The 26,339-nt window shown below is 74.4% G+C and carries 24 protein-coding genes; 17 read left to right on the forward strand and 7 right to left on the reverse strand.

The window, feature by feature from the left end:
* Positions 1-43 precede the first annotated feature (43 nt).
* The 6 genes from egtA to QRT03_RS18950 all read left to right on the forward strand — a co-directional run bounded on the left by egtA (position 44) and on the right by QRT03_RS18950 (position 6,063).
* Positions 44-1,432, forward strand: a complete 1,389-nt coding sequence (gene egtA / locus QRT03_RS18925) for an ergothioneine biosynthesis glutamate--cysteine ligase EgtA (protein ID WP_286054547.1) — start codon at positions 44-46, stop codon at positions 1,430-1,432.
* Positions 1,429-2,769 carry an ergothioneine biosynthesis protein EgtB gene (gene egtB, locus QRT03_RS18930; RefSeq protein ID WP_286054549.1) on the forward strand — a complete coding sequence of 447 codons (1,341 nt, stop codon included), beginning with the start codon at positions 1,429-1,431 and terminating at the stop codon, positions 2,767-2,769. Before egtA ends, egtB begins: the two co-directional genes overlap by 4 nt.
* A 5-nt stretch (positions 2,770-2,774) precedes the next feature.
* Positions 2,775-3,527 carry an ergothioneine biosynthesis protein EgtC gene (gene egtC / locus QRT03_RS18935; RefSeq protein ID WP_425604867.1) on the forward strand — a complete coding sequence of 251 codons (753 nt, stop codon included), beginning with the start codon at positions 2,775-2,777 and terminating at the stop codon, positions 3,525-3,527.
* An 85-nt stretch (positions 3,528-3,612) separates the two neighbouring features.
* On the forward strand, positions 3,613-4,629 hold the full coding sequence (gene egtD / locus QRT03_RS18940) for an L-histidine N(alpha)-methyltransferase (protein ID WP_286054553.1): 1,017 nt from the start codon (positions 3,613-3,615) through the stop codon (positions 4,627-4,629).
* Between the two features lie 2 nt (positions 4,630-4,631).
* Positions 4,632-5,147, forward strand: a complete 516-nt coding sequence (locus QRT03_RS18945) for a class I SAM-dependent methyltransferase (RefSeq protein WP_286054554.1) — start codon at positions 4,632-4,634, stop codon at positions 5,145-5,147.
* Positions 5,110-6,063 carry a DMT family transporter gene (locus QRT03_RS18950; protein ID WP_286054556.1) on the forward strand — a complete coding sequence of 318 codons (954 nt, stop codon included), beginning with the start codon at positions 5,110-5,112 and terminating at the stop codon, positions 6,061-6,063. The genes QRT03_RS18945 and QRT03_RS18950 overlap by 38 nt, the downstream gene beginning before the upstream one ends.
* Here QRT03_RS18950 and QRT03_RS18955 read toward each other — a convergent pair.
* From QRT03_RS18955 to QRT03_RS18965, 3 genes are read right to left on the reverse strand one after another with little or no spacing between them, the layout of a single operon-like run.
* Complete coding sequence (locus tag QRT03_RS18955; RefSeq protein WP_286054557.1) at positions 6,047-6,436, reverse strand: hypothetical protein; 390 nt, start codon at positions 6,434-6,436, stop codon at positions 6,047-6,049. The genes QRT03_RS18950 and QRT03_RS18955 overlap by 17 nt on opposite strands.
* A gap of 29 nt (positions 6,437-6,465) precedes the next feature.
* Positions 6,466-7,590: an FAD-dependent monooxygenase gene (locus QRT03_RS18960; RefSeq protein ID WP_286054558.1), complete on the reverse strand. Its 1,125-nt coding sequence runs from the start codon at positions 7,588-7,590 to the stop codon at positions 6,466-6,468.
* Positions 7,587-8,159: a TetR/AcrR family transcriptional regulator gene (locus tag QRT03_RS18965; protein ID WP_286054559.1), complete on the reverse strand. Its 573-nt coding sequence runs from the start codon at positions 8,157-8,159 to the stop codon at positions 7,587-7,589. Before QRT03_RS18965 ends, QRT03_RS18960 begins: the two co-directional genes overlap by 4 nt.
* Before the next feature lie 88 nt (positions 8,160-8,247).
* Here QRT03_RS18965 and QRT03_RS18970 point away from each other — a divergent pair, with 88 nt between their 5' ends.
* The 5 genes from QRT03_RS18970 to QRT03_RS18990 all read left to right on the forward strand — a co-directional run bounded on the left by QRT03_RS18970 (position 8,248) and on the right by QRT03_RS18990 (position 14,956).
* A complete protein-coding gene (locus QRT03_RS18970) occupies positions 8,248-9,738 on the forward strand; it encodes an aldehyde dehydrogenase family protein (RefSeq protein ID WP_286054560.1) in 1,491 nt (496 codons plus the stop codon).
* 47 nt (positions 9,739-9,785) lie between these two features.
* The gene (locus tag QRT03_RS18975; RefSeq protein ID WP_286054561.1) at positions 9,786-11,354 is read left to right on the forward strand and encodes a GMC family oxidoreductase; all 1,569 of its coding nucleotides are present in this window, start codon (positions 9,786-9,788) and stop codon (positions 11,352-11,354) included.
* A 10-nt stretch (positions 11,355-11,364) separates the two neighbouring features.
* Entirely contained in the window at positions 11,365-12,183 is an 819-nt protein-coding gene (locus tag QRT03_RS18980) for an AAA family ATPase (RefSeq protein WP_286054562.1), read from the forward strand.
* Positions 12,184-12,270: 87 nt separating this feature from the next.
* On the forward strand, positions 12,271-13,116 hold the full coding sequence (locus QRT03_RS18985) for a HalD/BesD family halogenase (RefSeq protein ID WP_286054563.1): 846 nt from the start codon (positions 12,271-12,273) through the stop codon (positions 13,114-13,116).
* Between the two features lie 31 nt (positions 13,117-13,147).
* On the forward strand, positions 13,148-14,956 hold the full coding sequence (locus QRT03_RS18990) for a choline/carnitine O-acyltransferase (RefSeq protein ID WP_286054565.1): 1,809 nt from the start codon (positions 13,148-13,150) through the stop codon (positions 14,954-14,956).
* A 327-nt stretch (positions 14,957-15,283) separates the two neighbouring features.
* Here the strand turns inward: QRT03_RS18990 and QRT03_RS18995 are convergent, their stop codons facing one another.
* From QRT03_RS18995 to QRT03_RS19005, 3 genes are all read right to left on the reverse strand, one after another.
* Positions 15,284-15,445: a hypothetical protein gene (locus QRT03_RS18995; RefSeq protein ID WP_286054566.1), complete on the reverse strand. Its 162-nt coding sequence runs from the start codon at positions 15,443-15,445 to the stop codon at positions 15,284-15,286.
* Between the two features lie 108 nt (positions 15,446-15,553).
* Positions 15,554-15,967 carry a hypothetical protein gene (locus QRT03_RS19000; RefSeq protein WP_286054567.1) on the reverse strand — a complete coding sequence of 138 codons (414 nt, stop codon included), beginning with the start codon at positions 15,965-15,967 and terminating at the stop codon, positions 15,554-15,556.
* 19 nt (positions 15,968-15,986) lie between these two features.
* Positions 15,987-16,778 (reverse strand): class I SAM-dependent methyltransferase, encoded by a 792-nt coding sequence (locus tag QRT03_RS19005; RefSeq protein WP_286054568.1) that lies wholly within the window; start codon positions 16,776-16,778, stop codon positions 15,987-15,989.
* A gap of 45 nt (positions 16,779-16,823) precedes the next feature.
* Between QRT03_RS19005 and QRT03_RS19010 the strand changes: the two genes are divergently transcribed.
* Positions 16,824-17,675, forward strand: a complete 852-nt coding sequence (locus QRT03_RS19010) for a siderophore-interacting protein (RefSeq protein ID WP_286054569.1) — start codon at positions 16,824-16,826, stop codon at positions 17,673-17,675.
* A gap of 22 nt (positions 17,676-17,697) precedes the next feature.
* Entirely contained in the window at positions 17,698-18,414 is a 717-nt protein-coding gene (locus tag QRT03_RS19015) for a hypothetical protein (protein WP_286054570.1), read from the forward strand.
* 68 nt (positions 18,415-18,482) lie between these two features.
* Here the strand turns inward: QRT03_RS19015 and QRT03_RS19020 are convergent, their stop codons facing one another.
* Positions 18,483-21,305 (reverse strand): aconitate hydratase, encoded by a 2,823-nt coding sequence (locus QRT03_RS19020; RefSeq protein WP_286054571.1) that lies wholly within the window; start codon positions 21,303-21,305, stop codon positions 18,483-18,485.
* A gap of 380 nt (positions 21,306-21,685) precedes the next feature.
* Between QRT03_RS19020 and QRT03_RS19025 the strand changes: the two genes are divergently transcribed.
* The 4 genes from QRT03_RS19025 (at position 21,686) to QRT03_RS19040 (ending at position 26,254) form a co-directional block, all read left to right on the forward strand.
* Positions 21,686-22,993 carry an NlpC/P60 family protein gene (locus QRT03_RS19025; protein WP_286054572.1) on the forward strand — a complete coding sequence of 436 codons (1,308 nt, stop codon included), beginning with the start codon at positions 21,686-21,688 and terminating at the stop codon, positions 22,991-22,993.
* Positions 22,994-23,082: 89 nt separating this feature from the next.
* Entirely contained in the window at positions 23,083-24,204 is a 1,122-nt protein-coding gene (locus QRT03_RS19030) for an AAA family ATPase (protein ID WP_425604868.1), read from the forward strand.
* Between the two features lie 155 nt (positions 24,205-24,359).
* Complete coding sequence (locus QRT03_RS19035) at positions 24,360-25,286, forward strand: DUF58 domain-containing protein (RefSeq protein ID WP_286054924.1); 927 nt, start codon at positions 24,360-24,362, stop codon at positions 25,284-25,286.
* The gene (locus QRT03_RS19040) at positions 25,286-26,254 is read left to right on the forward strand and encodes a VWA domain-containing protein (protein WP_286054574.1); all 969 of its coding nucleotides are present in this window, start codon (positions 25,286-25,288) and stop codon (positions 26,252-26,254) included. Before QRT03_RS19035 ends, QRT03_RS19040 begins: the two co-directional genes overlap by 1 nt.
* Positions 26,255-26,339 lie beyond the last annotated feature (85 nt).

Genomic DNA, 26,339 nt, shown 5'->3' on the forward strand with positions numbered 1-26,339 from the left:
CGCACGTGATCACCCACGAGTACCGAGGGGAGATGAGGCACGGATGGCCGCTCCCGCGCTCGAGCTCGACCCCGCGGCGCCGGTCCCGGACCGCGCGGCCGCCGCCGCGTACGTCGCGTCGGTGTGCTTCAAGCACGGGCCTCCGCGACTGCTGGGCGCCGAGCTGGAATGGCTCGTGCGGTCGGCCTGGCGGCCGGCCGATCCCGTGGACCCGGCGCAGCTGCTGCGCGTCCTCGGCCCGCACGCCCCGGGCACCCTGCGTTCCTCCGTCCCCACCGTGACCGGCGCGCCGCCTCCGCCGCAGGCCGCCCGGGCTCCGGAGCCGCTCCCGTCCGGGAGCGACGTCACCGTCGAGCCCGGTGGTCAGGTCGAGATCGCCACCCCTCCCGTCGCGAGCCTGTCCGAGCTGGTCAGCGCGGTCAGCGCCGACACCGCCGCGATCCGGGAACGGCTGGCCACCGAGGGCCTCACCCTCGTCGACCGCGCCGCCGACCCGCTCCGTCCTCCCCGCCGCCTGCTGCGCGTCCCGCGCTACGCGGCCATGGAGGCGGCCTTCGACCGCGTCGGGCCGCACGGTCGGACCATGATGTGCTCCACCTCCGCGGTCCAGCTCTGCGTGGACGCGGGGGAGGGGACGGCGGTCGCCGACCGCTGGCGGGCCCTGCACGAGATCGGCCCGGCCCTGGTCGGGATGTTCGCGAACTCGCCCGCGGTGCACGGCCACCGCACCGGGTGGAAGTCGTCACGCATGGCGGCCTGGCTCTCGCTCGACCCGGAGCGCACGCGTCCGCCGCGCGGGCTCGGCGACGACCCGGCCGTCGAGTGGGCCGAGCGGGCCCTCGCCACGTCCCTGCTCTGCGTCCGGCGTCACGGGCACTGGAACGCCCCGCCGGCCGTGACGTTCGGTGACTGGATCGACGGTCACGGTGGCCTCGACGTGGCACCCACGTGGGACGACCTCGACTACCACCTGACGACGCTGTTCCCGCCGGTCCGCCCGCACGGGCACGTCGAGATCCGCTACGTCGACCAGCAGCCCGGCGGCGAGTGGGCCGTGCCCCTCGCCGTGATCACGGCGCTGCTGGCCGACCCGCGCACCCTCGACGCGGCCCGCGAGGCCGCGGCGCCGGTCGCCGACCGGTGGGTGGCCGCGGCACGCCACGGCCTGGCGGACCCGGCCCTGCAGCGCGCCGCCGCCCGGCTGGTCGACCTCGCCCACCGCGCCCTGGCCACCACCGACCCCGCGCTCGCGACGCTGGTCGGCGAGGTGGCCGAGCGGCGGGTGCTGCGGGGCCGCTGCCCGGCCGACGACCCGACCGTCGAACCCGGCGAGGGCGAGCTCGGACCCGCCGTCGAGAACCCGTACCCGTCCCCCCGCGACCCGGACGACCACCCGGACCACCCGGCCCTCCCCGGAGGCGATCCCGCATGACCCGTTACCCCGACGACCTGCGCGTCCGGCTGGCCGAGGAGCTGGCCGCGGCCCGGCGCCGCACCCAGGTCCTCACCGACGCCGTCGACGACGTCGAGCTGACCCGCCAGCACTCGCCGCTGATGTCACCCCTGCACTGGGACGTCGCGCACATCGCGAACATGGAGGACTTCTGGCTGGTCCGACGCGCGAGCCCCGGCGAGGAGCCGACGCCAGGCGTCCGCGAGGACCTCGACCACCTCTACGACGCGTTCACCAACCCGCGGGCCGGCCGCCCGGAGCTCCCGCTGCTCGACCCGGTCGCGGCGCGCGCGTACGGCTCGACGGTCCGCGAGCGGACCCTCGAGATCCTCGAGGAGGCCGGCGCCGACGGCCGCGCGCTGCTCGAGGACGGCTTCGTCTACGGGATGATCGCCCAGCACGAGCAGCAGCACGTCGAGACGATGCTCGCCACGCACCAGCTGCGGCAGGGCCCGCAGGCCCTGCACGCCGACCCGCCGCCGCGCTCGGAGCTCGCCGCCGAGCTGATCGGCACCGAGGTGTTCCATGCCGGCGGTCGGTTCACGATGGGCGTCGACGCGGTCGGACCCGACGTGTACGCCCTGGACAACGAACGGCCGGCGCACGCCGTCGAGGTCGCGCCCTTCCACCTCGACGCCGTGCCGACCACCAACGGTGAGTACGCCCGCTTCGTCGACGATGGCGGGTACGCCCGCCGCGAGCTGTGGTCCGACGCCGGCTGGGAGCACATCACCGCCGAGGGCTGGTCCGCGCCGATGACGTGGGAGCAGGTCGCCGGCGCCTGGCACCGCACGAGCTTCGGCGAGCGCCAGGCGATCGCCGACGTCGCCGACCAGCCCGTGATGCACGTGTGCTTCCACGAGGCCGCCGCCTACGCCCGGTGGGCCGGCAAGCGCCTGCCCACCGAGGTGGAGTGGGAGTACGCGGCGCGGTTCGACCCGGCGTCGGGCACCACGCGGCGCTTCCCGTGGGGCGACGACGAGCCGACCCCGGAGCTCGCGAACCTGGACCAGCGTCACCTGCAGCCGGCGCCGGTCGGGGCGTACCCGAAGGGCGCCTCGCCCCTCGGGGTGCACCAGCTGGTCGGCGACGTGTGGGAGTGGCTGGACTCCGGGTTCGAGGGCTACCCGGGGTTCGCGCCGTTCCCGTACAAGGAGTACTCCGAGGTCTTCTTCGGCGGCGATTTCCGGATGCTGCGCGGCTCCTCGTTCGGCGTGGGCACGATCAACGCCCGCACCACGTTCCGGAACTGGGATCTGCCGATCCGCCGGCAGATCTTCTCCGGGTTCCGGCTCGCCCGGTCCGCCGAGGCCTGACGCCCGTGTGCCGACACCTGGGCCACGTGGGCCCGCGGCCGGTCACCCTCGCCTCGCGGGTGACCGAGCCGCCGCACTCCCTGCTCGTGCAGTCCTACGCCCCCGCCGACATGCGCGGCGGGGGCACGGTCAACGCCGACGGCTTCGGCGTCGGCTGGTACTCCGACACCGGACCGCACTCCTACCGCTCGCCGGTCCCGATGTGGACCGACGGCTCCTTCCTCGACCTGGCCACCGCGATCTCCTCGCCCGCGTTCGTGGCGGCGGTGCGCTCGGCCACCGTCGGGATGCCGGTCTCGACCGGGGCGTGCGCCCCGTTCCGCGACGGCGACCGCGTGTTCAGCCACAACGGCGTCGTCCGCGGCTGGCCCGGGTCCCTGCGCGACCTCGCCGCCGAGCTCGACCCCGAGACGCTGATGACCCTCGACGCACCGACCGACTCGGCCGTGCTCTGGGCGCTCGTGCGGCGTCGGCTGGACGCGGGGAAGGACCCCGCCGACGCGGTGGCCGACGTCATCACGCGCACGCTGGACGCCGCGCCCGGCTCCCGGCTGAACCTGATGCTGCTGACGACCGGCCCGGCGGGAGAGCCGACCCTCGTGGCCACCGCCGTCGACCACGCCCTGTCCTACCTCGCCGACGACGAGGGCGTGACCGTGGCCTCGGAGCCGCTCGACGACCGCGCGTGGACCCCGGTCGACGACCGCCGGCTCGTCGTCACCCGCGACGCCGCGACCGTCGCCGTCACCGCCCTCTAGGGCGCTCCTGATCCGTTCCCGATGACGTGAACCAGGCCTGCCCCGAGACGGGTCGGCCGCAACCGATCGGACGTGAACTCCCGCCGTGACCACCCCGCACGGAACCCTCCCGACGCTCGACGTCCATCTCACCGAGGCCGACGCCGACGCCGCCCTGCGCGCGGACGCGCGCCGGGGCCTGACCTCGACCCCGAAGGTCCTGCGCCCCCAGTGGCTCTACGACGCCCGTGGCTCCGAGCTGTTCGAGCAGATCACGGCGTTGCCGGAGTACTACCCGTTCACCGCCGAGCGCGAGGCGCTCGCCGGGGGCGCGGACGAGATCGCCCGGATCGCGGGGGCGGACACCTTCGTCGAGCTCGGCTCGGGGTCGTCGACCAAGTCGACGCTCCTGCTCGACGCGATGTCGCGCACCGGCGAGCTGCGCCACTACGTCCCGGTGGACGTGTCGGCGGCGGCGCTCGAGGAGGCGGTGCCCGGGCTCGTCGCGGGCTACCCGGACCTCGAGGTGCACGGGGTGGTCGGCGACTTCACCGCCGACCTGCGCAGCATCCCGCAGGTCGGCCGCCGCCTCGTCGTGCTGCTCGGGGGCACGATCGGCAACTTCGAGCCCGAGGAGCGCCGGGCCTTCCTCGACGCGCTGTCCGACGCGCTCGTCCCCGGTGAGCACTTCCTCGTCGGGACCGACCTGGTCAAGGACGAGGCGACCCTGGTCGCGGCCTACGACGACGCCGCGGGCGTGACCGCGGAGTTCGAGCTGAACGCGCTCACGGTGCTGAACCGGGTGCTCGGGGCGGACTTCGACGTCGAGGGCTTCGACTACCTCGCCGTCTGGGTCCCGCAGTCGAGCCGGATCGAGATGCGGGTGCGCGCCCGGCGGGCGATGACGGTGCAGGTGCCCGCGCTCGACCTCGTCGTGGAGTTCGCGGACGGCGAGGAGATGCGCACCGAGATCTCCACGAAGTTCACCCGCGCCGGCATCGCCGGTGAGCTCGACGCGGCCGGGTTCGACGCCGTCGGCTGGTTCACCGACCCCGGCGAGCGGTTCGGGCTGACGCTGGCCCGCCGGAGACGGAGCGGAGCGGAGCCCGACCAGGAGCGCTAGTCGTGGACTGGAACGACCGCTTCGCGGCGTCGGGGCCGGGCGAGCCCGGACCACCGTCGGTGCTCGTCGGGCGCGAGGACCTCGTCCCGACGACCGGTCGCGCGCTCGACGTGGCGTGCGGGCGCGGCACCGTCGCGGTGTGGCTCGCGCAGCGGGGCCTCGTGGTCGACGCGCTCGACGCCGCCCCTGCCGGGCTCGCCCTGGGCCGGGCGGCGGCCGACGCCGCCGCTGTGACGGTGCACTGGATCGAGGCCGACCTCGACGAGGGTCTGCCCGTCACCGGCGGGTACGACGTGGTGGTCTGTCAGCGCTTCCGTGACCCGGCCCTCTACCCGGCGCTCGCGGGAGTGCTGGCGCCCGGCGGGCTGTTGGTGGTGACGGTGCTCTCCGTCGTCGGCGACGCCGGCGGCCGCTTCCGGGCGGAGCCGGGAGAGCTCCGGGGGGCGTTCGCGGACCTCGACGTGCTCGTCGACGAGGAGGGTGGCGGTGAGGCACACCTGGTGGCGCGGCTCGACTGACCTGACGTGGTTGGTCGCGCTCGGCGCCGCACTGTGGGGGACCGATGCGCTGCTGCGCGCACCGTTGGCCGGTGGGCTCCCCGCGGCGAGCATCGTGTTCTGGGAGCACCTGATCATCGTCGTGGTGCTCGTCCCGTGGCTCCCGCGGGCATGGCGCGCGTTCCGGGCGATGGCGCCGCGCGCCCGGATGGCGATGGCGGTGATCGGGGCGGGCTCGTCGGCGCTGGCCACGGTGCTGTTCACCGAGGCGCTCGTGCTGGGCGACCCGATCACGCCGTTGGTGCTGCAGAAGATCCAGCCCCTGGTCGCCGCCCTCGGCGCCGCGTGGCTGCTCGGCGAGCGGCTGCGCCGCGGCTACTGGACGTACGCGGTGCCGGCGCTGGTCGGCGCGTGGCTGCTGGCGTTCGCCGACCCGCTCGACGTGCACGTCCAGGCGGTGGTGGCCGCGCTCCTCGCGGCGGGCGCCGCGGTGCTGTGGGCGGCCGGGACCGTGCTGGGCCGCTACGTCGGACGGTCGGGCACCTCGCCGTGGGACATCACCGTGCTGCGGTTCGCGGTCGGCCTGCCCGCGTCGCTGGTGGTCCTGCTGGTCTCGGGCGGGCCGGTCGCGGTGAGCGTCGGGCAGCTCCCGCCACTGGTGGCGTTGGCACTGGTCCCCGGGCTGCTCGGTCTCGCGCTCTACTACCCGGGCCTGCGGCGGACCCCCGCCGCCCGGGCGACGCTGGCCGAGCTGGCCTTCCCAGTCACCGCGACGATCCTCGGGGTCACGCTGCTCGGCGGGACGTTGACCGCGACCCAGGTGCTGGGGCTCGTCGTCGTCGCGGTCTCGGTGACCGCGCTCGGGCTGCGGGAGCGGTCCCGACGGCCGGTGGTGACCGGCGAGGGCGCGGCGGAGCCGGTCAGGGCCCGCAGATGACGTCCTGCCCGGGCGCCGGGATCGTCCGGGCGACGACCGTCCGGCCGTCGACGGTGATGCGGCAGGAGATCCGCGACCCGGGCCGGACCCCGACGAGCCCGGCCTGGAGCTTGGGCTCCGGCGTATACGGCACGGTCAGGGTGCGCTCGAACGGCACGCCGGAGAAGTTGACCTGCTGGTTGCTGCCCAGCTCGCCGACGGTGACGTAGCGGCCGAACGCGGACCCGCCCGCCGTCCCGGTCACCGAGAACTGCACCGTGTACTGCCGCGCCGGGGGAGGTGGCGGCTCCGAGGAGCACGCGGCGCCGCCCACCAGGACCATCGCCGCACCGGCCACCGCGCCCGCCGTCCGGCTCCATCGCCTGCGTCCCACTGGTTCCTCCCCCGGATGAGGGCGGCAGCCTACTGCGCGGTAGGGGGCACCGTGCACGGCGGCTGCCACCCGAGCACGCCGTCGAGGGCGCGCAGGGTGAGGGCGGCCGGGAGGAGCCGGCCCAGGCCGTCGCGACCCGCCGTCGGGAAGGGGCCGGAGAGACCCGCGACGAGGCCGGCGAGCCGGGACCGTCGGGTGAGGGCCGCGGTGCGGGGACGGCGGAGGCGGTCGTACCGGTCGAGGTCGTGGGAGCACCGGGCGAGGACCGCGGCGTCCTCGAGGGCGAGGCACCCGCCCTGGCCGAGGTTCGGGGTCATGGCGTGGGCGGCGTCGCCGAGCAGCACGGTTCGTCCGGACCGGAACGTGCGCAGCGGCGGCAGCCAGGACAGGCCGGTGACGTGGGCGGAGTCCGGGTCGGCCGCGGCGAGGAGCTCGGGGATCGGGGCGTGGACGTCGGCGAACCGGCGGCGCAACGCCGCCGGGTCGCGAGCGGCCGGCTCGTCGTCGCGCACGACGGCCCAGAGGTTGACCCGTCCGTCCCGCAGCGGCGCGATCCCGGCGTAGCAGCCGTCGGCCCAGGTCTCGCCGCCCTCGGTGGGCGGGTCGTCGACGTGCGCCACGAGCCGCCAGGCCACGGTGCCCGTGGAGCCCGGCCGGGCGCCGGGGGCGACGAGGCGACGCACGGTGGAACCGATCCCGTCCGCGCCGACGACGAGGTCGGCGTCGATCTCCTCGGGCCGCTCCACCGGCGCGCCGGTGTGCACGACGCCCGGTGGGAGGCGCTCGCGCAGGATCGCGAGCAGCCGGGCGCGAGGGAGGACCGTGACGCCGTCGCCGTGGCGCTCGATCATCCGGGCCTGGTCGGTGCGCACGATCCAGCGTCCCCGCCGGTCCCGGATGCCGCCCGCGGCCTGGACCAGGCCCTCGTGCCGGACGGCGTCGCCGAGTCCAAGGACGTCCAGGGCGCGCAGCGCGTTCGGCCACAACGAGATGCCGCCGGGCCCGGCGGCGTGCTCGAGACGCTCCCGGACCTCGACGTCCCAGCCCGCCCGGACCAGACCGCACGCCGCCGCCAGTCCGCCGATCCCGCCGCCGACGACCACCGCCCTGCCCACCCGCACCGCATCCCCGCCCCGGGCGGAGGCGAACCTCATGCCGCCCGCGGACCGTCGATCGCCCGGCGGAAGATCGCGTGCACCTCGTCGGCCGACGGGGCCGGGTCGGCGATCGCGGTCTGCATCAGCAGGCCGCAGAACAGACCGGCGAGGACGCGGCCGGTGAGGGGGTCGGTGCGCCGGCCGAACACCTCGACCAGGGCCTCGTCCCACGCCGCGCTGACCGGGCGTAGGCGGGGCCGGTGCAGCGCGGCGACGTAGAGGTCGTACTCGACGACGGTGTGCGTGCCCTCGCCAAGGTAGCTCAGGACGAGGTCGGTCAGTGCGGCGGCGAACCCGGCGTCGGGATCGAGGGCCGACTCCCACGCGCGGATCGCGCCGATGTTGTCGTCCGCCGCGTGGCGTAGCGCCTCCTCGAGCAGGTCGTCGAGGGTGCGGAAGTGGTAGGTCGTCGAGCCGAGCGGGACGTCCGCGGCCGCGGCGACGGCGCGGTGGGTCAGCCCGTCGACCCCGCGTTCGGCGACCACGGCGATGGCCGCGCGGGCGATGCGCTCGCGCCGCTGCGGGTCGGCGGTCCCCGACCGGGTGCGCGGTGCGGCTTCCCCCATGGGCGCCCAGGCTACCGCCGTCTGTACAGATGTACACGGTGGTCGTACCGTCGGGGCTCCCACCGACATCGACCGCGACAGGAGGACCGTGGGCCAGCTCTTCATCGACGGGACGTGGACCGACGCCGCCGAGGGCGGCAGCCGCGAGATCCGCTGCCCGGCCGACGGGCGGCTGGTCGCCGAGGTCAGCGAGGCGACCGCCGTGGACACCGACCGCGCGATCGCCGCCGCCCGCACCGCCTTCGACGACGGCCGGTGGTCGTCCGTCCCGCCCGCCGAGCGCGGCGCCCTGCTGCTGCGGGTGGCCGACCTGCTCCAGCGGGACCGGGACCGGCTCGCCCGCGCCGAGACCCTCGACACCGGCAAGCGGATCGCCGAGTCCGAGATCGACATGGACGACATCACGAACTGCTTCCGGTGGTTCGGGCACATCTCCGCGACCGACGACGGGCGCCTGGTGGAGACCGGGCAGCCGGACGCGCGCAGCAAGGTCGTCCACGAGCCCGTCGGCGTGTGCGCGCTGATCACGCCGTGGAACTACCCGCTGCTGCAGACCGCATGGAAGGTCGCGCCGGCGATCGGCGCCGGGTGCACCTTCGTGCTCAAGCCCAGCGAGCTGACCCCGCACACCGCGATCATCCTCATGGAGCTGCTGACCGAGGCCGGCCTGCCGGCCGGCGTCGGGAACCTGGTGCTCGGGGCGGGCGCGACGGCGGGTGGCCCGCTGTCGGTCGATCCGCGCGTGGACATGGTCAGCTTCACCGGCGGCCTCGCGACCGGCCGCGTCCTCATGGCGAACGCCGCGGCGACGGTGAAGAAGGTCGCGCTCGAGCTGGGCGGCAAGAACCCGTTCGTGCTGTTCGCGGACGCCGACCACGAGACCGCCGTCGACAACGTCCTGACCGGGATCTTCCTGCACTCCGGCCAGGTCTGCTCCGCCGGGGCGCGCCTGGTCGTCGAGGAGTCCGCGCACGACCGCGTCGTCGACGACCTCGTCCGCCGCGCGCAGAACATCGTCCTGGGCGGCCCGGACGACCCGGGCACCGAGACCGGTCCGCTGATCTCCGCCGCCCACCGCGAGAAGGTCGAGGCCTACGTCGCGCGGGGCGTCGCCGAGGGCGCGGTCCTGCGCTGCGGCGGCGAGCGCCCGACCGACCCGAGGCTGGCGGACGGCTTCTACTACCCCCCGACGATCCTCGACCGCTGCACCCAGGACATGTCGGTGGTGCACGACGAGTCGTTCGGCCCGGTGCTCACCGTCGAGACCTTCACCGACCTCGACGACGCCGTCCGCATCGCCAACGACACCGAGTACGGCCTCGCGGGCGCGGTGTTCTCCGCCGACCACGGGGTCTGCGAGGAGGTCGCGGGCCGGCTGCGCCACGGGACGGTGTGGATCAACGACTTCGGGCCCTACGTCCCGGCCGCCGAGTGGGGCGGCTTCGGGCACTCCGGCGTGGGCCGCGAGCTCGGGCGCGCGGGCCTCGCGGAGTACCAGGAGGCCAAGCACATCTGGACGAACACCCGGCCGGGCCCGACCGGGTGGTTCCCGTCGTCGACCCCGGGGAGCGGTTCGTGACCGGCACCGACGAGACCACCACCGACCCCGCCCGGGAGGCATGAACCATGGACACCGAGTTCGACTACGTGATCGTCGGCGGCGGGACCGCCGGGTGCGCCGTGGCCGCCCGGCTGTCCGAGGATCCCGACGTCAGCGTCTGTCTGATCGAGGCCGGGCCCTCCGACGTCGGCGACGACGCGATCCTCGACCTCTCGCGCTGGATGGAGCTGCTCGAGTCCGGCTACGACTGGGACTACCCGATCGAGCCGCAGGAGTCGGGCAACTCGTGGATGCGCCACGCCCGGGCGAAGGTCCTGGGCGGCTGCTCGTCGCACAACTCCGCGATCGCCTACTGGGCGCCGCGCGAGAACCTCGACGACTGGGCGGCCGGCGGCGCGACCGGGTGGTCGGCCGACGAGTGCTACCCCTTCTACCGCAAGCTCGAGACCGCGCTGGACGGCGCCGAGCACGCCGAAGCACCGGGTCGGGGCACCGACGGTCCGGTGACCATCCGGACCGTCGGCGACCAGGACCCGTGCGGCGAGGCGCTGCTGCGCGCCTGCGATCAGGTCGGGCTCCCGACGACGCCGTTCAACACCGGCCGCACCGTCGTCCGCGGGGCGAACTGGTTCCAGGTCAACGCGCGGCCGGACGGCACCCGCTCGTCGGCGTCCACGGCCTACATCCACCCGAACCTCGACCGTCCGAACCTCACGGTGCTGACGGGCTACCGGGCCGAGAAGCTCACCCTCGACCTCTCCGGCCCCCGGCCGCGGGCCACCGGGGCGCGGCTGCGCACGCCGGACCAGCGGCGCTCGATCGAGGTCACGGCCCGCCGCGAGACGGTGCTCTCGGCCGGCGCGATCGACGGTCCGAAGCTGCTCATGCTGTCCGGCATCGGCCCGGCCGGGCACCTCCGCGAGGTCGGCATCGACGTCGTCGTCGACGCGCCCGGCGTGGGGGAGAACCTCCAGGACCACCCGGAGGGCCTCGTCCAGTGGGAGGCCCTGCAGCCGATGCCGACCGCCTCCACGCAGTGGTGGCAGATCGGCATCTTCGCGGGCTCCGAGAGTCGGACGACGCCGGACCTGATGTTCCACTACGGCTCCGTGCCGTTCGACCTGAACATCGTGCGGTACGGCTACCCGACCGCCGAGAACACCTTCTGCCTGACGCCGAACGTGACGGGCGCCCAGTCCAAGGGCACCGTCCGGCTGTCCTCGCGCGACTTCCACGACAAGCCGAAGGTCGACCCGCGGTACTTCACCCACGAGCACGACCGCGAGGTGATGATCCGCGGCATCCGGGTCGCCCGGGAGATCGCCGCGGCACCGGCGCTGAAGGACTGGGTCGGCAAGGAGCTGGCGCCGGGGGAGCAGGACACGACCGACGAGGAGCTCTTCGAGTACATCCGCAAGACCCACAACACCGTCTACCACCCGTCCTGCACCGTGAAGATGGGCGCCGACGACGACACGATGGCGCCGGTGACCCCGACGCTGCACGTCAAGGGCGTGGACGGGCTGCGGGTGGCCGACGGCTCGGTGATGCCGGACCTGATCACCGTGAACCCGTGCATCACCACGATGATGATCGGCGAGCGCTGCGCCGACTTCATCCGTCGCGGGGTGTGAGACTGCGGGCGTGAGCCCGCGACGTGGTCCCGGCCGGACCCGGGTGCGCGGCCTCGACGAGGCACCGCCGCCCGGGGCGGCCGAGGTGTTCGTGCAGCACGTGCGGCTCGGTCCCGACGCGGGGACCGACGGCTACCCGTACGACCTGCCGGTGGTGCGGGCCCTGCGCGCGAGTGGTGGGCTCGCGTTCGACCGGCCGGTCACGTTCCTGGTCGGGCACAACGGGTCGGGGAAGTCGACGCTGGTCGAGGCCCTCGCCGTCGCGCTCGGGCTGAACGCCGAGGGCGGCTCGCAGAACTTCCGGTTCGCGACGGCGGACGCGCACTCCCCGCTGGGCGAGGCCCTGGTGGTGCGGCACGGACGCCGCAAGCCCCGCAGCCGGTACTTCCTGCGCGCCGAGAGCTTCTTCAACGTCGCCTCGGAGATCGATCGGCTCGACCGCGAGGGCGGCGGCCCGCCGATCATCGACGGCTACGGCGGGGTGCCGCTGCACGAGCGCTCGCACGGGGAGTCGTTCCTCGACCTGTTCGTCCACCGCTTCGGGCCGGACGGGCTGTACGTCCTCGACGAGCCCGAGGCCGCGCTCTCGCCGCAGGGCGCGATGGCCGTCCTCGCGCGCGTGCACGAGCTCGCGCGGGCCGGCGCGCAGTTCGTGATCGCCACGCACTCGCCGATCCTGCTCGCGGTCCCGGACGCCCGGATCCTCGAGATCGGCGACGACGGGTCGTGGCACGCCGTGGCCTACGACGAGGCCATGCCGGTCGTGCTCACGCGCGGCTTCCTCGCCGATCCGGCACGGCACGTCGCGGAACTCCTCGAGGACGGGTGATCGACGGGCCGCTCGGGGAGGTGCCGGTGATCGTCGGAGGCCCCTAGGGTGGCTCGGCGACGAGAGGGGGCCGACGTGGGCTCGGGCGTGATCGACGTGGCCGACGTGGTGGACCGGGCGCGGTACCCGCTCGACGCACCCGGGAGCCCCCGCTGGGTCGAGGTGGTCGAGGGCGCCCGGGAGGAGCTGCGGGCCCGGGGCGCGACCGTGCTGCGCGACGTCGTGCGACCCGCGCTGCGCGACCGGCTCCGCGCCGAGGGCGACGCCGTGGCCCCGGAGGCCCACACCGCGGTGGCGCGGGTGAACGTCTACAACACCGACCCCGACCCGACGTTGTCGGCGGACCACCCGGCGTCGGTCGTCCTGTCCCGGCGCAACGCGTTCGTGGCGCGCGACCACATCCCCGCCGGGCACCTGATCCAGCGGCTCTACGCCGACCCCGGCCTGCACGCCCTGCTCGCCGCCTGCTTCGAGCTGCCCGCGGTGCACCCGCTCGCCGACCCGTACTCCGGGCTCACCCTCAACGTCGTCGCGCCCGGGGACGACCACCCCTGGCACTTCGACACCAACGAGATCGCGGTCAGCCTGCTGACCCGCGCCCCGGAGGCGGGCGGGACCTTCGAGTACTGCCCCGGCATCCGGGCGCCGGGCGCGGAGAACCTCGCGGCCGTGCGCGCGGTGCTCGACGGCGACCGCGCGCCGGTGGCGCACCTCGACCTGCGGCCCGGCGACCTCCAGCTGTTCCGCGGGCGGTTCGCGCTGCACCGCGTGACGACGGTGCGGGGGAGCACCCCGCGCCACACCGCGATCCTGGCCTACAGCGACCGCCCGGGCGTGGTCGGGTCGCCGACCCGGACCCGCCAGCTCTTCGGCCGGGTCGCGCCCGCGCACCTCGCCGGTGCCGCGGCGCGCGGCGACGCCCTGCTCGACTGACCCGCCCGACCGACCCGACCCGAGGACCCCCATGCCGGACGGCACCCCCAGCACCTTCGACCTCGAGGACGGCCTCCCGCGCGTGCCCGTACCCGCGCTGGCCGACACCGCCGACCGCTTCGTCGCGTGGAGCTCCCCGCTGCTCGACGACGACCAGCGCGCCGCGACCCGGGCCGCCGTCGACCAGCTGCTGCGCCCCGACGGCCCCGGCCCGGTCCTGCAGGCCGCCCTCGAGGACTACGCCGCCGCGCCGAGCACCCACAGCTGGCTCGACGAGTTCTGGGAGTCCCGCTACCTCGGGCGCCGCGACCGGATCGCGCTCAACGCCAACTTCTTCTTCCTGTTCCGCCCGAGCTCCGACCCCGCGGAGTCCGATCAGGCCGGGCGGGCCGCCGCGCTGATCCTGGGCGCGCTGGACCATCAACACCAGGTCGACACCGGCGCCCTGCCCCCGGCCCGGCGGCGCGGCGAGCCGATGACCATGGAGCAGCACAAGTTCCTCTTCTCGGCCACCCGCATCCCCGGCGAGGAGCAGGACACCGCCCGCACGCCCTACACCGACGCCTGGCCCGGCCCCTCGCGGGAGCGCCACGTCGTCGTGTTCGCGCGCGGGCACGCGTTCCGGCTCGACGTCCTCGGCCCCGACGGGACCCCGCACACGGCGTCCGAGATCGCCGACGCCCTGCGGCGGCTGCGCGCCTCGGTCGGGGGCACGGGCGCCGGGGTCGGGCGACTCACGACGAAGGCCCGGGCCGAGTGGGCTCGCAGCCGGGACGCCCTGCGCGCCGAGGATCCCGCCAACGCCGCGGCGCTCGAGGAGATCGAGACCGCGCTGTTCTGCGTGAGCCTGGAGGACGTCGCCCCCACCGACGACACGTCCCGCGGCAAGGAGCTCCTCGCTGGTGACGCGTCCAACCGCTGGTTCGACAAGGCGGTCACCTTCGTCGTGTTCCCCGACGGCGAGGCCGGCATCAACACCGAGCACTGCCGCCTCGACGGGACGACGGTGCTCGCCCTGGTCGACGGCATCTTCGCGATGTCGACCGCCGAGCACGCCGAGCGTCTCGGGGCCCGGTCCCAGGGCGAGCCGGCCACGACGGAGATCCGGTTCGAGCTGACCGACGAGCGCGCCGCCGACGTCCGGGCGGCGGGCGAGGACTTCACGGCGTTCGCCGACTCCGTCGCCACCCGGCTCGTGGTGTTCGACGACCGCGGCAGCGACCGCGCGAAGGAGCTGAAGGTGTCCCCGGACGCCTTCGCCCAGCTCGCCTACCAGCTGGCGCACCGCCGGGCGAAGGGCTTCGTCGGGGCCACGTACGAGTCCATCGCGACGCTGCAGTTCCACCACGGACGCACCGAGGCGATGCGCGTGGTCACCCCCGAGATCCTGGCCTTCACCGCCGCCATGGACGACGCCTCCGCCGACGGCGACGCCCGCCGGGACGCCTTCGACGCGGCGGCCGAGGCCCACGGCCGCCGGGCCCGCGCGTGCCAGGCCGGGGACGCCCCCGAGCAGCACCTGTGGGAACTCTCGCTGATCCAGCAGCGTCGGGGGGAGGAGCTGGGGGCCACCGAGCCGCTCGAGGTCGTCGACTCGCCCGGCTGGCGCATCATGCGCGACGACTTCATGTCGACCAGCTCCGCGCCCTCGGTCAACGTGCGGGTGTTCGGGTTCGGCTCGACCAGCACCCAGTGCATCGGGGTCGCCTACGTCCTGCTGCCCGACCGCTGGATCGTCCACCTCAGCACGCCCGCCGCCGTGGGGGAGGAGATGGAGCGCTTCGCGGACGAGCTGCGGGCCGCCGTCGACGAGATCGAGGCCCTGCTCGCGGCCCGCTGAGCCGCCCGCGAGGACCAGGCACGGCACCGCAACGGCCGGTTCGTCGTCGACGTCGTCCAGCTCCGCGGACAGCCAGGGCTCCTCGCAGAGTGCGTCCCACGCCGATGGCGAGAGCACCTCCGCGGCGACGTCGTAGGCCAGGTCGACGAGGTCCTGCACCGAGCCCGTGCGCGCCACCTCGACCAGCCGCTCCGCGACGTCCGCGACGTCGTGGCCGTCCTCGACGAAGGCCCGCAGGGTCGAGGCCACGACACCCCGCCACACCTCGTCGAACACCAGTTCGTCCATGCCGGGGACGATAGCCGGTCCCCCCGACAGTCTCGCGGCTCAGCAGTCCTCGACCGGCCCGGTCATCGGCGGCATCCCGCCCGGAGGAGCGGTCGCGTCGGACGCGCCGGCCCCGGACACGACACTCACCGGCCCACCCGGGCCGTCCAGCGTCACCTCGTCCGCGTCCGGGTCCCGGAACCGCGCCTCGAGCCAGCCCACGCGCACCGTCCTCGGCCCGACCCACGCCACGGTCACACCGGCCGCCGAGTCCGAGCGGGTCGCGCCCACCACCCGGAGCGCCGGCTCGGACGAGGGCGGCCAGACGCTTCACCGTCGCGCCAGGACACAGAGGTCGGCGACGACCGCGACGCCGACCGCAGCCATCCGCGCGCGGTTGAGCACGAACCAACGGGCCACGAGTCGGTCCCCCTCCGGCGCCGCGCCCCGCAGCGGGAGGACCACGGTGCGTACGAGGACGGCGGAGATCGCCACCGCGAGCGCCGTCGCGAGGGCCGACGTTCCGACGACCGGATCGCCCCGGTGCCGCACGCACGTACCCACGGAGGCGGCCACCGTCGGCGGAGCGACCAGTGCGTAGAAGAACGGGGGCCACCCCGGTTCGAACACCGACGTCGGCGGGTTCGCGGCCCACCGCTCGATCGTGCGGCGGTGGGCTTCGACGCCGTTGCCGACCAGCCACGCGAGCCGGCCGACCAGTCCCGTCGTCAGGAAGAGGTCCACACCGCCCGATGATCGGCGGTCAGGAGCAGAAGTCCAACGCCCAGGAGGCCGGGCGCTGCCCGCCGACCCAGGGCAGCGCCATCGCGACCTGCGGCCACGGCCGGCGGAAGAGCCCGCGACCCGACGGCCACGGCAGTTCCCGCACCGCGGCCACGCCCGGGACGCGCAGCCGGCGCATCGCGGGGACCGAGATGCCCCACGGCATCGGGGGCGCGGTGTAGTGCTCGGTGATCGCGAGGCCCTCGAGGGTCCGCCGGCTGAACCAGGGCGGGATCGTGTCGAACAGCATCCGGCCGCCCGGGAAGCGGGCCGCGCAGGCGGCGATCAGGCCCAGCGCGTCGGCCTCGGAGAAGTACATCAGCAGGCCCTCCGCGGTGACGATCGCGGGCCGGTCGACGGGCACGGCGTCCATCCAGCCCGGGTCCAGCGCGGAGCCGGTCACCGCGCGGGTGTCCGCCGGCAACAGCGCCGCCCGCAGCTCCTGGACCTCGGGTAGGTCGACCGACACCCACGGCACCTCCCGCCCGATCCGCCAGTAGGAGGTCTGCAGACCCTCACCGAGGGCGACCACCACCGCGTCCGGGTGCAGGTCGAGGAAGTCGACGGTCTCGGCGTCGAACGCCCGCGCGCGCAGCGGGTGCATCTGCGACGGCGAGCCGAAGCGCTGCCGGTACGGGTACTCCAGGACCTCGCACAGCCGCTCGGCCCACGGGTCGGCGAACGTCGGCTCCGTCGCGCGGTTGAACAGGGTCCACAACGCCGTCTCGGGCACACCGGTCAGCGAGACCGGCCGGTGGTCGGCTTCCGTCATGGTGGGTTAGGCTAGCCTAACTTCATCACGACGAGGAGGGGTGAGATGACCGCCGAGGCGACCACGACCGGCACGCCCTACGCCCTGCGCCAGGCCGAGGTGCTCGACGCGCGGCGGGTCAGCCCCGCGGTCGTGCGGGTGACGCTCGGCGGTCCGGATCTCGGCGATCTGCCGCACGCCGCGCCGGACGGCTACCTGAAGCTGTTCTTCCCGCGGGGTCGCGGGGACGTGCCGGAGCTGCCCGAGGTCCCCGCCGATGGCGACATCGGACGCTGGTACCGCTCGTACCTCGCGATGCCCGACGCCGTGCGGCCACCGATGCGGACCTACACGCTGCGCCGCCGCCGCGACCACCCCGGCGGTGTGGAGATCGACGTCGACCTCGTACTGCACGGCGACGGCCCGGGCTCGACGTGGGCCCGCGACGCCGCCGCCGGCGACCGCGTCGCCTTCACCGGCCCCTACGGCCTCTACGCGCCGCGGGACGAGCACGACGCGGTCCTCCTGGTCGGCGACGAGACCGCGGTGCCCGCCATGGGCGCGATCGTCGAGGCCCTCCCGGCCGGCACCCGCGCCGAGATCATCGCCTCGGTGTCCTCGGCGGCGGAGACGGTGTCCTTCCCGACGACGGGTGCGGTCGAGACGAGCTGGGTGCACGGTGGGCCATCGCTGCTCGACGTGCTGCGTCAGGCCGAGCTGCCCGGCGAGCGCCCGTACGTGTGGCTGGCGGGGGAGGCGGGCGTGGTCCGCGACCTGCGCCGCCACCTCATCCGCGAGCGCGGCGTGGACAAGCGCGACATCCAGTTCTGCGGGTACTGGCGTCGTGGGAAGAGCGAGGACCAGGCGGCGGCCGAGGCCCTCGCCGCGGCGGAACGGGGCGAGGAACCGGCCGAGTGAGGCCCGTGTCAAGGTGACCCCCGTGCGCGAGCTGCTCTGGTCGACGTTCCTGCCCTGGGTGCGGATCCCCGGCACGCCGGTCTTCCGCGCGGTGCCGGCCCCGGCCGACCTCCCCGGCTACCACCCCTACGACGCCGGCCACGAGCTGCCGGGCGCGACGATCGACGACACCCGCTCCCGGCGGGTGTGCGCCCGGATCCTCGCCGCCGAGCCGGCGCGGACCACCGAGATCGTGGCCGTGCTCGAGCGTCTCGGGTTCGAGCACGGCGCCGACGAGGAGTCCTGGCGGGCGATCGGGACGTGGTTCGCCGACCGGGCCGTCGACGACGCGACCCCCTCGCTCGCCCTCGACCTCGGGCTCCTGCTCGGCCGGCGCATCGTCGACGCCCGGGAGGGCGCCCGCTGGGACGCCGACGCGGACAGCGTGCAGGCCTACCCGCAGGTCGTGCTCGGGGAGAGCGCGACCGTGATCGCCCTGCCCCTGCAGGCCGTCGAGAGCCACACCGACCTCGGGGACGTCCTGACGACGGCCTCCGAGATGAGCGAGTACGACCCGGCGGCGGACTTCGTCGCGCACCTCGAGCAGGTGCTCGACGAGCAGGACACGCCACTCACCCGCGACGAGCTCGGCTGGCTGCTCTCCGAGTACGACCTCGACGACCTGCCCGAGCTCCCCGAGGACCTCCGCATCCGCCTCTCCGAGCAGCTCGACCCGCCGTCGGGAACCCGCCCGGAATGAACGAACGGCACCCTCGCAGCCTCTACGGGCGCGAGAGTGCCGTTCGTTCGGAACCGGGACTGCGCTGATCAGCCCAGCATCTTGCGCAGGACGTACGGCAGGATCCCGCCGTTGAGGTAGTAGTGCGCCTCACCGGGGGTGTCGATGCGCAGGCGCGCGTCGAACTCGATCGGGTCGCCGTCGCCCTCGGCCGTCACGTGCACCGTGTCGGGCACGCCGCCGTCGTTGAGCGCCGTCACCCCGGAGATCGAGAAGGTCTCGGTGCCCGTGAGCCCCAGCGAGTCGGCGTTCTCGCCCTCCGGGAACTGCAGGGGCAGGACGCCCATGCCGACCAGGTTCGAGCGGTGGATGCGCTCGTAGGACTCGGCGATGACCGCCCTCACCCCGAGCAGCGTCGTGCCCTTGGCCGCCCAGTCGCGCGACGACCCGGACCCGTACTCCTTGCCGGCGAGGACCACCAGCGGGGTGCCCTGCTCGGCGTAGTGCTGCGCCGCGTCGTACACCGCGGCCTGCGTGCCGCCGTCGGTGTAGTCGGCGGTGAAGCCGCCCTGGTCGAGGGACCCGCCGTCGCCGGTCGGCAGCAGGTTGCGCAGCCGGATGTTGGCGAACGTCCCGCGGATCATCACCTCGTGGTTCCCACGCCGGGAGCCGTAGGAGTTGAAGTCCTTGCGCTCGACGCCGTGCTCCTTGAGGTAGCGCCCGGCGGGCGAGTCCTCCTTGATGGAACCGGCGGGGGAGATGTGGTCGGTGGTGACCGAGTCGCCCAGCTTGAGCAGGACCCGCGCGCCCTGGATGTCCGAGACGGCGCTCGGCTCCCGGTCCATGCCCTCGAAGTACGGGGGCTTCCGGACGTAGGTCGAGTCGTCGTCCCAGGTGAAGGTCTCGCCCTCGGGGGTGGGCAGCGAGGTCCAGCGCTCGTCGCCCGCGAACACCTCGGCGTAGCGCGAGGTGAACTGCTCGGCCGACAGCGAGGACTCGATGACCTCCTGGATCTCCTGCGGCGAGGGCCAGATGTCGGCCAGCGTCACCGGGTTGCCCTGCGCGTCCTCGCCGAGCGGCTCGGTGGACAGGTCGAGGTCCATCGTCCCGGCGAGCGCGTAGGCGACCACCAGCGGCGGGCTGGCCAGGTAGTTCATCTTGACGTCGGGGTTGATGCGGCCCTCGAAGTTGCGGTTGCCGGAGAGCACCGCGGTGACGGCGAGGTCCGAGTCGTTGATCGCCTTCGAGATCTCCTCGGGCAGCGGGCCGGAGTTCCCGATGCACGTGGTGCAGCCGTAGCCGACCAGGTTGAACCCGAGCTTCTCCAGGTAGGGCAGCAGCCCGGAGCGCTCGTAGTAGTCCATGACGACCTTCGACCCCGGCGCGAGGGAGGTCTTCACCCACGGCCGGCGCTCGAGGCCCTTGTCGACGGCGTTGCGGGCGAGCAGGGCCGCCCCGATCATCACCGACGGGTTCGAGGTGTTCGTGCACGAGGTGATCGCGGCGATCGTGACGGCGCCGTGGTCGAGCTCGAGCTGCGTGCCGTCCTCCAGCGTGACCGGCACCGGGTTCGACGCGCGGCCGCCCGGGTCGGCCGGCTGACGGTGGACGACCGGCTTGTCGGCGTCGCCGTTCGGGTGCTCGGCGGGCGGGTCCGAGGCGGGGAAGGACTCGCTGTCGGACTGCTCGGACTGCGAGTGCGCCGAGCCGTCGTCGTCGACGTAGTCCGGCAGCGACGCGCGGAACGACTCCTTGGCGGAGTCGAGCTGGATGCGGTCCTGCGGGCGCTTCGGGCCGGCGATGCTCGGCACGACGGTCGACAGGTCCAGCGAGAGCGTCTCGGAGTAGTCCGCCTCGTGCGACGGGTCGTGCCAGAGGCCCTGCTCCTTGGCGTAGGCCTCGACGAGGGCGACCTGCTCGTCGTCGCGACCGGTGAAGCGCAGGTAGGTCAGCGTCTCGTCGTCGATCGGGAAGATCGCGCAGGTCGAGCCGAACTCCGGGCTCATGTTGCCGATCGTGGCGCGGTTGGCCAGCGGCACCGCGCCGACGCCCTCGCCGTAGAACTCGACGAACTTCCCGACGACGCCGTGCTCGCGCAGCATCTCGGTGATCGTGAGGACCAGGTCGGTGGCGGTGGCGCCGGCGGGGAGCTCGCCGGAGAGCTGGAAGCCCACGACCTTGGGGATGAGCATCGAGACCGGCTGGCCGAGCATGGCCGCCTCGGCCTCGATGCCGCCGACGCCCCAGCCCAGCACGCCGAGGCCGTTGACCATGGTGGTGTGCGAGTCGGTCCCGACGAGGGTGTCGGGGTAGGCCTGGCCGTTCCGGGTCATGACGACGCGCGCCAGGTGCTCGATGTTGACCTGGTGGACGATCCCCGTGCCGGGCGGGACGACCTTGAACTCGTTGAACGCGGTCTGGCCCCAGCGCAGGAACTTGTAGCGTTCCTCGTTGCGCTGGTACTCCAGCTCCACGTTGCGCTCGAACGCGTCCGGGGTGCCGAAGAGGTCGGCGACGACGGAGTGGTCGATGACCAGCTCGGCGGGCGCGAGCGGGTTGACGCTGTTCGCGTCGCCACCCAGCTCGGTGACGGCCTCGCGCATCGTGGCGAGGTCGACGATGCAGGGGACGCCGGTGAAGTCCTGCATGACCACGCGGCCGGGCACGTACTGGATCTCGGTGTCCGGCTCGGCCTGCGGGTCCCACTGCGCCAGGGCGTTGATCGAGTCCTGGGTGGTGACCAGGCCGTCCTCGGTGCGCAGCAGGTTCTCGAGGAGCACCTTGAGGCTGAACGGCAGGCGCTCGGCGCCCTTCACCGCGTTCAGCCGGAAGATCTCATAGCTCGTGCCGCCGACATCGAGGGTCCCCTTGGCGCCGAAACTGTCGACGCTTCCGCTGGCCTCTTCGCTCACGCCTGTCCTCCTCGTCCCGAGGGCCCGTGGTGTGAGCCCGTCGGTGTGGCTGCTCTGCGGCCGGTCGTCGGGTGTGTGGTGCCCCGCGCCGCGGCCGGTCAGTCGTGGTCTGCGCCGGGGCCCGCGGCCGCACGCGGGGGCCGCACCGCTCCCCGGCTCGCGCGGGGAGTCTCGCGCACGACCCCGGACGGCGCACTCGCACCCCCGGACCTGCTCCGACCAGGTTACGACGATCACGTCGGGCGGGCGGGGTGCCGCCGCTCACGCCGGTCGGTCCACGCCCGCGCAGCCCGACACGCCCACGGCGGCGTGGTGCCGGTGCCAGGCCTCCGTGACCTGATCCACTACGGCGGTCGGTCCTGGTCAGGAGGAGGCACGCGGTGGTGCGAGCGGTCGTCCTGACGGGCGTCCTGCTGCTCGCGCTCGCGACGCCGGCCGCCGCGCAGACCACCCCGCCCCCGGCGCCTCCGGGCGGGCCGGCCGCCGAGGTCGGCCGCCTCGTCGGGCAGCTCTCCACCCTGCAGACTCGCCTGGACGACCTCGCCGCCACGGCCGGGCACCGTCGGGAGCTCGCCAACCGGGCCGTGGCGGACGAGACCGCCGCTCAGGCGCGGGTGCAGCAGACGCGCGGCGACGCGGACACCGCCCGCGCCGACGCGGCGCGCATCGCGGGCGAGGCCGAGCAGGCCCGGGCCCGGGTCGACGCCTGGGTGGCCGCGCAGTTCCAGCAGGCCGACGCCGCGAGCGTCGCCGCCGCGCTCGCCGGGACGAACGGGCCGAACGACGTCGCCGACCGGCTGCAGCTGCAGGGGATCATCACCGCGGAGCAGACCGAGGCCCTCGACGGCTACGAGCGGGCCCGCGTGGACGCCGCCAACGCCGACTCGCGCGCCCGGAAGGCCGCGGCGGACGCGGAGTCGGCCGCCGCCACCGCGGCGACCGCCGCGAGCACCGCCCGCGACCAGCTCGCCGCGGCCCAGTCCGCCGTCACCGACCAGCAACAGCGGATCGCCGCGGTCAGCGCCCAGCGGGACGCCGCGCAGGCCCGGCTGGCGACCCTCGAGGCCTCCGACGCCGCCCTCGCCGCCCAGCGACGACGGGCCGAGGCGGCGCAGGCCGACCAGGACCGGGCGCGCGATGCCGCCGATGCCGCCCGGAAGGCGGCCGCGCAGCAGCGGCTCGCCCGGGCCCCCGCGGTGACCACCCCGGACCCGACCCCGCCCACCGGCACCGCCCCGTCGACGGGAACGGGGAGCGCGCCGTCCGACCCGGTCGAGATCGTCATCGACCGGGCGCTCTCCGAGCTCGGGACGACGTACGCCTGGGGTGGCGGGGACGGCGACGGCCCGACGCGCGGGGTGCGCGACGGTGGCACCGCGGACGCCTTCGGCGACTTCGACAAGGTCGGGTTCGACTGCTCGGGGCTGATGATCTACGCGTTCGCGGGGGTCGGGAAGGCGTTGCCGCACTACTCGGGCTACCAGGCCGAGGCGGGGCGGAAGGTCCCGCTCGACGACCGCCGACCGGGCGACATGCTGTTCTGGGCGGACTCCGACGGCATCCACCACGTCGCGCTCTACCTCGGCGACGACCAGATGGTCGAGGCACCGGAGTCGGGCAAGGTCGTGCGGGTGACCTCGGTGCGGTTCGACGACGAGATCGTCCCGACGGTGACCCGCCTGCTCTGAGGAACGGACCAGGGACGGACCACCGCCTCACCTCACGTTGTCGGTGGGGGTGGGTACCGTCACGCACGATGTCGGACGAGGGAGAGCACGTGACCGCCAGCGAGTCGTCTGCGTCCCCCGCGACGCCCGCGCACGACGCCGAGCAGCTCGAGCGCACGATGGTGGAGGTCAAGCGGGTCATCGTCGGCCAGGACCGCCTGGTCGAGCGGATGCTGGTCGGCCTGCTCGCCCGGGGCCACCTGCTGCTCGAGGGCGTGCCCGGCGTGGCGAAGACGCTCGCGGTGGAGACGTTCGCGACGGTGGTGGGCGGATCGTTCGCCCGCATCCAGTTCACGCCCGACCTCGTGCCCTCCGACATCCTCGGCACGCGCATCTACCGGCAGGGCCGCGAGGCCTTCGACGTCGAGCTCGGGCCCGTCGTCTCGAACTTCGTCCTCGCCGACGAGATCAACCGCGCGCCCGCCAAGGTGCAGTCGGCGATGCTCGAGGTGATGGCGGAGAAGAAGGTCTCCATCGGCGGCACGAGCCACCCGATGCCCGACCCGTTCCTCGTGCTCGCCACGCAGAACCCGATCGAGAACGAGGGCGTCTACCCGCTGCCGGAGGCGCAGCGCGACCGGTTCCTGTTCAAGATCCTCGTCGAGTACCCGACGGCCGAGGAGGAGCGGGAGATCGTCTACCGGATGGGTGTCCGCCCGCCGCAGCCGCACACGGTGCTCGACCCGGCCGAGCTGCGCCGCCTGCAGGACGTCGCCGCGCAGGTCTTCGTGCACCACGCCCTGGTCGACTACGTGGTGCGGCTCGTCGTCGCCACCCGGTCGCCGGGGGAGCACGGGATGTCCGACGTCGCGGGCTGGGTGGCCTACGGCGCCTCCCCGCGTGCCTCGCTCGGCATCATCTCGGCCGCCCGGGCGCTCGCCCTCGTCCGTGGACGCGACTACGTGCTGCCCCAGGACGTCGTCGACATCGCGCCGGACGTGCTGCGACACCGCCTGGTCCTGTCCTACGACGCGCTCGCCGACGGCGTGCCGGTCGACCACGTGGTCACGCGGCTGCTGCAGACCGTGCCGCTGCCGCAGGTCAGCGCGCGGCCCGTCGCCGTCACCGGCCCGGCTTCCCAGGCCCCGCAGCACGGCGCATCGCCGCAGGGTCCGCAGCAGGGACCGCAGGGATCGCAGCACGGTGGGCCGCAGGCGGCGGCCGGCTCGTGAGCTCGGCAGGGAGCGGCACCGGCCCCTCGTGGTGGCCGCGGCTGCTGGGCCGGCTCGGGGTGGCGGCGGAGTCGGATCCGTCGGAACCTGCCGCGAGCACGCCCGAGCGGGGCGAGCGGCGTCCGGGCGGTCCGGCCGAGCCGCACCCGCCGTCGTTGGCGCCCGGGTCGGCGCACCTCGAGGCGGCGCTGAAGACCCTCGAGCTAACGGTGCGGCGCCGGCTCGACGGGCTCCTGCAGGGCAACCATCTCGGGCTCGTGCCCGGGCCGGGGTCCGAGGCGGGGGACGCGCGGGTCTACCAGCCGGGTGACGACGTCCGGCGGATGGACTGGTCGGTCACCGCCCGCACGTCCGAACCGCACATCCGCGAGACGATCGCCGACCGCGAGCTGGAGACCTGGCTCGTCGTCGACCTCTCGCCAAGTCTCGACTTCGGTACCGGCGGATGCGAGAAGCGCGACCTCGCGGTCGCGGCCTGCTCGGCGGTGGTGCACCTGACCCGGGGTGGCGGCAACCGGATCGGGGCGGTGGTCGCCAACGGCACCGGCCTGGTCCGCCTCCCCGCCCGCGGGGGCTCCGCCCACGCGCACGGGCTGATGCGCCGGATCGCCGGTACCCCTCGGGCGCCGGAGGGCACCCGGGGCGACCTGACGGGCGCGCTGGAGGCACTGCGCAACCCGCCGCGACGGCGGGGCCTGGTGGTCGTCGTCTCGGACTTCCTCGGCGACACCGACTGGAACCGGTCGCTGCGCGGCCTGGCCGTGCGGCACGACGTCCTCGCGATCGAGGTGGGGGACCTGCGCGACGAGGAGCTGCCCGACGTCGGGACGGTCGTGCTCGCCGATCCGGAGTCGGGGCACTCGCGCGAGGTGACGACCACGCCCACCCTGCGCCGCCGCTTCGCCGCCGAGGCCACGGCCCACCGCGAGCGCGTGGCCCAGGCGATCCGCGCCGCCGGGGCCGGGCACCTGCGCCTGCGGACCGACCGGGACTGGATCGCCGACGTGGTGCGGTTCGTCGTCGCCCGCAAGCGTGGATGGTCGGGTCAGGGCAGCGGAGCGGCGATGCGGGGGAGCGGCTGATGTTCTCGCACCCCTGGTGGCTCCTGGCCCTGATCGTCGTCGCGGCCCTCGTGGTCGCCTACGTCTGGAACGAGCGCCGGCGCCGCCGCAACACCATGCGGTTCACCAACCTCGGGCTGCTCGAGAAAATCGCGCCCAAGCGCCCGGGGCGGCTGCGGCACGCACCGGTGGCGCTCGTGCTGGTCGCGCTGACCTGCCTGGTGGTCGCGCTCGCCGGACCGCTGGCCACCGAGCAGGTCCCGCGCAACCGGGCGACGGTGATGCTCGCGATCGACGTGTCGCTGTCGATGCGCGCCACCGACGTGAGCCCGAGCCGGCTGCAGACCGCCCAGCAGGCCGCCACCGAGTTCGTCGACCAGCTCCCGCCCGGGATCAACCTGGGGCTGGTGTCGTTCGCCGGCACGGCGACCGTGCTGGTGTCGCCGACCCGCGACCGCGAGACCGTGAAACGCGGGATCGCGACCCTGCAGCTCGCCGAGTCGACCGCGACCGGCGAGGCGGTCCAGGCCTCGCTGGCCTCGATCCGGTCGGTGGCCACGCAGATCCAGGGGCCGGAGGAACCGCCGCCGGGGCGGATCATCCTGCTCTCGGACGGCAAGCAGACCATCCCGTCCGACCTCGACGCCCCGCGCGGTGCGTTCACCGCGGCCGACCAGGCCAAGCAGCAGAACGTGCCGATCTCGGCGATCTCGTTCGGCACCGACTACGGCGAGATCGAGATCGAGGGCCGCCCGGTGCCGGTGCCCGTGGCCGACTCCGACATGCAGGAAATCGCCCGCCGCTCCGGGGGCGACTTCTCCAAGGCCGCGACCCAGCAGGACCTGCGGGCCACCTACGACACGTTGCGCGAGCAGATCGGCTACGAGTCGCAGGAGGTCGACACCGGCGGGGACTGGCTGATGGCGGGCACGATCCTCGTCGTGATCGGGCTCGGAACGGCCTTCGCGCTCGGCGCCCGGTTGCCCTAGTTCACAGCGGTCGCCGCTACCACGGGGTAGCCGATACCGTGCGCGCGGTCGACGGGTGGGGCTCCGCTGCGCCCCGTCGGCCCCG

The organism is Actinomycetospora termitidis (assembly GCF_030286555.1).
GTDB classification, from domain to species: domain Bacteria; phylum Actinomycetota; class Actinomycetes; order Mycobacteriales; family Pseudonocardiaceae; genus Actinomycetospora; species Actinomycetospora termitidis.